Source organism: Winogradskyella sp., from assembly GCF_013213975.1.
In the GTDB taxonomy this organism is placed as follows: Bacteria; Bacteroidota; Bacteroidia; order Flavobacteriales; family Flavobacteriaceae; genus Winogradskyella.
In genome coordinates, this window is sequence record NZ_JABSST010000014.1 from 39,766 (window position 1) to 46,737 (window position 6,972).

The window sequence follows — 6,972 nt, forward strand, 5'->3', positions numbered from 1 at the left end:
TTAAATATGAGCGCTTAAAAGAGGTAACAATTTGATTGTATCAACCATGAATAGTGGAACTGTTACATGCACTACAACAGGGTGTAGTTCGACAACTGGTTGCCTTCCTATAAGAGCTACCTTAACTGTTCTTGGTGAAAAAATAAAAGTATGGATTTGTACAGAGTGTAGTGCAGATTGTACAAGATCAGCGTCTGTTGGATTGTAATAAGTAAGTGGTATGAGGCTTTATTTATTGGCGATACTGTTACTTATTTATTCTTGCAAATCTTCTTCTCAAGAAATCGAAAAAAAAGAACCAAACTTTGTACTTTTCGGAAAAGTAAAAAACAATTCTTTTGAATATGTAATAGATACACTTACTTTTAAAAAATCTATTTCTAATCAGTTATTTTCTAAAGAATCTAAAGGAGATACTTATGATAAATTAGAAATCAAAAAGGCAATAACACTTGGAGAATCAAGAGAGGAATACTACTATGTAATCTTATACCATTATCAAAAAAGGTTGAAAACGGTTAGATTCTTAGAGAATCACTTTAGTAATCTTTACTTAAATGAAAACTCTGTCTTTAATACAATTTATAATTCTTGTGTGGGTAAAGATGAGAAGTGCTTTCCAAATGTTGTGATTAATTCTGATTTAACTAAAGCTTGGATATGTTCAGACAAGGTAGGTGTTTGTTCAATTGATGAAAACGAGTGTAAGTCTGTTAGATCTATAATTCAGGATTAAATACAGAGTAATTATTTTAAATTGATATACAACTCTAAAAATAGAATTGTATATCAGTTTTCTTGTGGTTTATTTAACATTGAAATACATCAAAAGTTGTACTTTAGAAGCTATATATGCACTTATAAATCATGAAATCAATCAAATCACTAGTCCTAAGCCTTTTCATCCTATCAGCAATAACATCCTGCAAACAAAACGAAACCAAAGACACAACAAAAGAATTTAAAGTCGATTACGAAAAGTTCACTTTAGATAATGGTTTGCAAGTTATTTTACATGTTGACAGATCAGATCCTGTCGCAGCTGTAGCATTAACAGCACATGTTGGGTCTGCAAGAGAAAAAGAAGGAAGAACAGGGTTTGCACATCTATTTGAACATTTATTATTCTTAGAATCTGAAAATTTAGGTAAAGGTGGTTTGGACCAAATGAGTGCACGTATTGGTGGTTCTGGTGCTAATGGTTCTACAAGCCGTGATCGTACCAATTATTTTCAAACAGTTCCTAAAGATGCTTTGGAAAAAATGATTTGGGCCGAAGCGGATAAATTAGGCTTCTTTATTAATACAGTTACTGATCCTGTGCTTGCTAAAGAGAAGCAAGTGGTTAAAAATGAAAAGCGTCAACGTGTGGATAATCAACCTTATGGACACAATTCTTATGTTATAAATACCAACTTATATCCTGAGGGACATCCATACAGCTGGGAAGTCATCGGGTCTTTGGAGGATTTACAAAATGCAACATTAGCGGATGTAAAAGAATTCTTCAGACGTTGGTATGTTCCTAATAATGTTACTTTAACTATAGCTGGAGATATTGATGTTGAACAAACAAAAACCTGGGTCAAAACATACTTTGATGAAATTCCGAGAGGTGAGGAAATTCCTGAAATTGAAAAGCAACCTGTCACTTTAAAATCATCTAAGCGTTTGTTTTATGAAGATAACTTTGCGCGTGCTCCAAGATTAACAATGACATGGCCGACAGTATACCAATATCATCCAGATTCATATGCCTTACAGGTATTAACACAGTACCTTACTCAAGGTAAAAAAGCTCCGCTATACAAAGTTCTTGTTGAAGATCAAAAACTCACAAGTAACGTCAGAATGTCGCAACAATTATCCGAAATTGCTGGTCAACTTACTTTATCTATTACTGCGTTTAATCAAAAAGATTTAAACGCTGTGGCTTCGGCTATTCAAGATGGATTAAAAGATTTTGAAATATACGGGATTTCAAAGGAAGACTTGAATCGCATAAAAGCTGGTCAAGAAACACGTTTTTACCAAGGACTATCTAGTGTTTTAGGAAAAGGGTTTCAACTTGCTCAATACGAAATTTTTGCAGGTGATCCTGCATTCATAAATCAAGATGTAAAAAATATTTTAGCTGTAACACCAGAGGATGTTATGCGCGTCTACAAAACCTATATTAAAGACCAGAACTATATTGCAACTAGCTTCGTACCTAAGGGTCAAAAGAATCTAGTTCTTGACAATTCACAACTAGCAAATGTAATTGAAGAACAAATAGTACAAGGAGCAGAAGAAGAATTTGATGCGAGTATTGTTGCTACCTATGAGCGCACACCAAGTAGCTTTGATAGAAGTATAGAGCCACCCTATGGCGAGAGCCCAGAACTTAATATTCCTGATGTATGGAAAAGAGAATTATCATCAGGATTAAAGGTATATGGCATAGAAAATAACGAAGTTCCGCTAGTTCAATTTCAAATGCAGATTGCTGGTGGCTTATTACTAGAAAATAAAGACAAAGTTGGTGTTTCTAATTTACTCGCCAATCTAATGACTAAAGGCACTAAGAATAAAACACCTGAAGAATTAGAAAAGGCAATTGAAAGTATTGGTGCTAGAATTTCAGCCTTTGCAAGTAATGAAAACATTACAATTTCAGGAACCACATTATCAAAACATTTTGATGCTACAATGGATTTAGTCTCTGAAATTCTTCTTGAACCACGTTGGGACGAAAATGAGTTTGAATTATTAAAGCAAAGTACGCTTAGTCGTATTCAAAGAGGCAAGGCAAATCCAAATCAAATCGCTGAAATTGAATTTTCAAAATTATTATATGGCGAGCAAAATATACTGGCATATGATAATAGCGGTACAGAGGCATCTGTTGAGCGTATTTCAATCTTAGATTTAAAAACATATTATAAAAACAACCTCTCGCCTACTTTAACAAACCTACATGTAGTTGGCGCCATTTCTGAAAGCAAGGTGGTGAATGCCTTAGAAAACATCAACTCAAATTGGAACATAAAAGAGGTCTCGCTACCAGAACTACCCTTACCTTTATATCCTGAAACTTCTAAAGTATATTTTTACGATGTACCTGGTGCAAAACAATCTGTTATCCAATTCGGTTATCCTTCTTTGAAAGCAACCGATGACGATTATTATGCGGCTACTGTAATGAACTACCGTTTAGGTGGTGGAGGTTTTGCTTCACAATTTACACAGCAACTACGAGAAGGTAAAGGTTACACATATGGCATAAGGTCAAGATTTAGCGGTACTTCACAGCAAGGTAATTTTAGAATTAACAGTGGAATCCGCACTAATGTAACCTATGAGGCTACAAGTTTAGTTAAAGAAATTCTTGAGAATTACGGCGAAAATTACAATACTGAAGATCTCGATGTCACTAAAGGGTATACGATTAAGAGTACAGCAAGAGCATTTGAAACTTTAGATGCAATACTCAGTATGTTGAGTTATATTAGCAATTATGGTTTAGCTGACGATTATGCAAAACAACGCGAAACCATTGTCAAGAATATGACTGTAAATGATGTCAAAACTCTAATAGACAAATACATTAAACCAAGTCAAATGATTTATCTTATTGTTGGTGATGCGGCAACGCAATTAGAGAGGCTTGAAGAACTAGGATTTGGCAAACCTGTTTTATTGAACTCTAATGAAAATTCACTTTAAGAGAAACATGAGTAAGCAAAACCTTATTTTTAATTTTACCTGGTTTGTTATAGGGTTTTCTCAATTATTTTTTCAAGAGCAATCCAAATGGATTAGGATTGGATGGTTAGTCCTAGCTACTGCGTCATTTACTTTATACGTCCAACAATCAATAACTAAATATCTGTTAATTGAAGGTGATGTTTTAAAAGGCAAATAATCATCCAATTTTGGAGACACCATATATGGCTATAGGCGCAGAGCGATTTGGCTACTTCAATGACGCAGATGGTTTATGTTTCAAAAGATGATAGTTTCGATGTTAATGAACTCACTTACATTTGACCAGGAATTGTACTTTAGCAGGGATTAACCAAAAGTACAAAGCAATGGGACTAATTATAGCATGTAAATTATTTAGTTGGTTAAGAAAAAGCAGGTAGTGATCTGCCTTTTTTAATCTACAACTAAACCATAGAGATCAAAATCTTCAGCTTCAATAACTTTAACCTTAGTAAATTCTCCTGTTTTAAGGTAAGTCTTAGAGGCATCAATTAAGACCTCATTATCCACGTCTGGTGAATCAAATTCTGTACGACCAACAAAGTAATTGCCTTCTTTTCTATCAATTACTACTTTAAATTCCTGACCAATTTTGGCCTCGTTTAGTTCCCAAGAAATCTGAGATTGAATTTCCATAATCTCATTGGCACGTTTCATTTTCACCTCTTCAGGAACATCATCTTCTAAATTATAGGCATGCGTATTTTCCTCATGGGAATAGGTAAAGCAACCTAATCGTTCAAAACGCATCTCCTTTACCCAATCCTTAAGGGTTTGAAAGTCTTCTTCGGTTTCACCTGGATAACCGACAATTAATGTGGTTCTAATGGTCATTTCAGGTACTTTAGCTCTGAATTCTTTTAAAAGTTTTGTAGTCTTTTCTTTAGTAGTTCCGCGGCGCATACTTTTCAGTATTGAATCTGAAACATGCTGTTATGGGATATCTAAATAATTACATATTTTCGGCTCGCGGTTCATAACGTCTAAAACATCCATCGGAAATCCAGTTGGAAAAGCATAATGTAAGCGAATCCAATCGATACCTTCTACTTTTACCAGTTGCTCTAGAAGTTCTGCTAGATTCCTTTTTTTGTAGAGATCTAATCCATAATAGGTTAAATCTTGGGCAATAAGAATCAACTCTTTAACTCCATTTACGGCTAGTTTCTCAGCTTCAGTAACTAGATCTTCAATCGGAGTACTTTTATGCTTACCGCGCATTAAAGGAATTGCACAAAAACTGCAAGGTCTATCACAACCTTCAGCAATTTTTAAATAGGCATAATTTTTTGGTGTTGTCGTTAAGCGTTCACCTATTAACTCGTGCTTATAATCAGCGCCTAAAGCTTTTAATAAACTCGGCAATTCGGTAGTACCAAAATACTGATCTACGTTTGGTATTTCTTTTTCTAAATCTGGCTTATAACGTTCACTCAAACAACCTGTAACAAAAACTTTATCAACATCACCCGCTTCCTTTTTCTGCATATAATGCAAAATGGTATTCACACTTTCCTCTTTTGCATTATTTATAAAACCGCAAGTGTTAATTACAACAACATTTCCTTCTTGCTCGTGAACCACATCTTTTCCACTCGCCTTTAGTTGACCCATTAATACCTCACTGTCGTAAACATTTTTACTACACCCTAAAGTGACGACGTTGATTCTATTCTTCTTTATTGTTTTAGTACGCATGATAAATTAAATCAGTGGGCAAAGATACAATCTAAATTAAACCTTTAATATATTTATAGGTCTTAAAAACAAACCACAATTATGAAATTAATGCGCCTAACCTATATTTTATTGGGTATTGTATTGTCATTTTCTTGTGCATCAGATAGCAATGACGATACAATAGATACACCATCAGGTGAGAATATGTACTTCCCACCTTTGAATTCCGAAATTTGGGATACCGAAAATTTATCAGATCTCAACTGGAATGAAAATGCCACGCAGCCGCTTTTCAATTTTTTAGAAAACTCAAATACAAAAGCTTTCATAATTCTTAAGGACGGTAAAATTGTAACGGAGTGGTACATGAATAACTTTACTCAAAATAATATCTGGTATTGGGCATCGGCTGGAAAAACACTCACAGCTATGACATTGGGAATTGCTCAAGATGAAGGTTTTATAAACCTCAATGATTCTTCCGCGCAGTACTTGGGAAATGGTTGGTCTAGTCTTACTAATGAAGAGGAAAATAATATTGAGGTAATCCATCATCTTACTATGACTACAGGCTTAGACTATACGGACTTTTTTAATCAGTTTTGTACAGATACAGACTGTCTTTATTATTTGAATGAGCCAGGTGTTTTTTGGTATTATCATAATGCACCATATACTTTACTTGACAATATAATTACCAGTGCCGTTAACGAAAATTTTGAAGACTACTTCACCGAAAAAATTAGGAATAAAATTGGTATGAATGGCTTCTGGCTACAAAGTGGATATAATAATATTTATAATAGTGATGCTCGAAGTATGGCTCGGTTTGGATTATTATGTTTAAACAATGGTGTTTGGGACAATGAAGTTATTATTAATGATTCCGATTATTTTGATGCTATGATAAATACTTCTCAAGATCTAAATAAAGCGTATGGTTATTTATGGTGGCTTAATGGAAAAACGTCCTTTAAGTTACCAGGCACCACAGAAACATTTAGCGGTAAATTAATTCCTAATGCACCAGACGATTTAGTTGCTGGACTTGGTGCTAATGATCAGAAATTATACGTAATACCAAGTCAAAACCTCGTTATAATAAGGCTTGGAGAAAATAGCGCCGAAGGCCATCTAGGCCCATCAGGTTATGACAACCAGCTATGGGAAAAAATTAACACTCTTATCAATTAATTATACGCTTTTGGCTCTTTCCTAGCTTTAGTAGCCTGTTCATAAACATAAGCCCATTCTAACAACTGCTTTTCTTGAAGTCGCTTGGCTATAAAAGTTAAACCCTTTGGCACTCCTTTATCCGTATAACCCATCGGAACAGTAATCGCTGGATATTCAGCCACTGCCGCAAAACCTGCATGATAATTATTAATAGATAAAAATGCATCAAGATTTAAAGAATCCATTGGTTCATTAAAATATGTCAACCCATTGATTTTTAAGGTGTCTTTTATGCGTTCAAGAAATTCATCATCGCCTTTATCATCGACTATACCTTTAAATAAATTCTGTCCATAAGGCATACTA

At 34.4% G+C, this 6,972-nt stretch carries 5 protein-coding genes and 1 pseudogene; 4 read left to right on the forward strand and 2 right to left on the reverse strand.

Features of this window, described 5'->3' with window-relative positions; genetic code table 11:
• Window positions 1-220: 220 nt before the first annotated feature.
• The 3 genes from HRU49_RS03225 to HRU49_RS03235 all read left to right on the forward strand — a co-directional run bounded on the left by HRU49_RS03225 (window position 221) and on the right by HRU49_RS03235 (window position 3,907).
• Window positions 221-736, forward strand: a complete 516-nt coding sequence (locus tag HRU49_RS03225; protein WP_296354109.1) for a hypothetical protein — start codon at window positions 221-223, stop codon at window positions 734-736.
• Window positions 737-867: 131 nt separating this feature from the next.
• The gene (locus HRU49_RS03230; protein WP_296354111.1) at window positions 868-3,708 is read left to right on the forward strand and encodes a pitrilysin family protein; all 2,841 of its coding nucleotides are present in this window, start codon (window positions 868-870) and stop codon (window positions 3,706-3,708) included.
• A 7-nt stretch (window positions 3,709-3,715) separates the two neighbouring features.
• The gene (locus HRU49_RS03235; RefSeq protein ID WP_296354113.1) at window positions 3,716-3,907 is read left to right on the forward strand and encodes a hypothetical protein; all 192 of its coding nucleotides are present in this window, start codon (window positions 3,716-3,718) and stop codon (window positions 3,905-3,907) included.
• Between the two features lie 236 nt (window positions 3,908-4,143).
• Here HRU49_RS03235 and rimO read toward each other — a convergent pair.
• Window positions 4,144-5,448 (reverse strand): annotated as a pseudogene (rimO, locus tag HRU49_RS03240) (30S ribosomal protein S12 methylthiotransferase RimO).
• Between the two features lie 81 nt (window positions 5,449-5,529).
• On the opposite strand from rimO, the gene HRU49_RS03245 reads away from it, so the two are divergent.
• Complete coding sequence (locus HRU49_RS03245; protein WP_296354115.1) at window positions 5,530-6,624, forward strand: serine hydrolase domain-containing protein; 1,095 nt, start codon at window positions 5,530-5,532, stop codon at window positions 6,622-6,624.
• Here HRU49_RS03245 and HRU49_RS03250 read toward each other — a convergent pair.
• A partial coding sequence (locus HRU49_RS03250) for an amidase family protein (protein ID WP_296354116.1) occupies window positions 6,621-6,972 on the reverse strand: 352 nt, incomplete at its 5' end. The two genes, HRU49_RS03245 and HRU49_RS03250, sit on opposite strands and share 4 nt — an antisense overlap.